1 protein-coding gene is annotated in these 1,234 nt (G+C 66.9%); it reads right to left on the reverse strand.

Going from position 1 to position 1,234, the window contains the following annotated elements; translation table 11 throughout:
- Positions 1-102: 102 nt before the first annotated feature.
- Positions 103-1,152: a glycine betaine/L-proline ABC transporter substrate-binding protein ProX gene (proX, locus tag A612_RS15945; protein WP_019375426.1), complete on the reverse strand. Its 1,050-nt coding sequence runs from the start codon at positions 1,150-1,152 to the stop codon at positions 103-105.
- Positions 1,153-1,234: the final 82 nt, after the last annotated feature.

Genomic DNA, 1,234 nt, shown 5'->3' on the forward strand with positions numbered 1-1,234 from the left:
CCGGCCCGCGCGGAGGGCAGCGGGCGTGGGCAGGGTCGAAGTGAAGGAAAGCGCCGCCAGCAGAGCGCCGGCGGTGCATGTCCCGCGCGCTGGCCGGGCGGCTTACTTTGCCGCGGCGCGCGCCTGGGCGAGCCAGCCGTCGAAGGTCTTCTGGTGGGCCTTGATCCAGCCGTCCACGTGGCGCTCGATGTCCGCGGGCTTGTTCTGGCCCTGGCTCATCATGTGGTTCTGGGCGTTGATGTCGGCCACCGGCAGCTGCATCACCTCGAACAGCTTGGCGGCGGCGGGATTCGCCTCGGCCCAGGCCTTGTTGGCCAGGATGTGCTGGTTGTTCACCACGAAGCCGTAGTTCTTGCCGTTGGGCAGCTTGGTGTCGATGCCCTTTTGCTCGCCGGGCAGCGAGGAAAAGGGCACTTCCAGCCACACCACGTCCTTGCCGGGCTTGAGCTCGTTGCTCACCCAGTAGGGCGTCCAGGTGTAGTAGAGGACCGGCTTGCCCTCGCGAAAGCGCGTGATGGTGTCGGCGATCAGGGCGGAGTAGGAGCCCTGGTTGTGCGTGACGGTGTCGCGCAGGCCGTAGGCGTCCAGATGGTGCTCGATCACCGCCTCGCAGCCCCAGCCGGGGTTGCAGCCCGTCAGATCCGCCTTGCCGTCGCCGTTGGTGTCGAAGATCTTGGCGATCTTCGGGTCCTTGAGCTGCCCCAGGTTGCTGATCTGGTACTGGTCGGCCGTCTTCTTGTCGATCAGGTAGCCCTGGGCGGCGTTGCCGGAGTAGACACCCTTGCGGTAGAGCTTGGCGTCGCCACCGGCGTTCTTGTAGTAGTCCGAGTGCAGCGGGTTCCAGTGGTCGGCCAGGAAGGTCGCGTCGCCGTTGGCGATGGCGACGTGGGCGGTGGGGTACTCCACTTCCTTGATCGGCTGGACGTCATAGCCAAGTTGTTCCAGGGCCTTCATGACCAGCAGGGTCTGGAAGGTTTCTTCGGCGATCGAGCTCTTGAGCGGCAGCACCTTCACGCCCTTGCCGGGCTGGTCGGCGGCGACGGCAGGGCCCGCGAAGGCGAGGGCCAGCGTGGTGGCAAGCGCCGACAGGCCGGCGCGCAGGGCGCGCGAGGCGGGTGGCAGCGCGTGCAGGGAGGGGTTGGAAGTCGTCATCCTTGGGGTTTCCTTTCGTCGTGGGGAAATGAAAAACAGGGGGATCGGGAGCCGGCCGGGCGTCACAGCGCTGGCTGGCCGC

This window comes from Melaminivora alkalimesophila (assembly GCF_000282995.1).
Taxonomy (GTDB): Bacteria; Pseudomonadota; Gammaproteobacteria; order Burkholderiales; family Burkholderiaceae_C; genus Melaminivora; species Melaminivora alkalimesophila.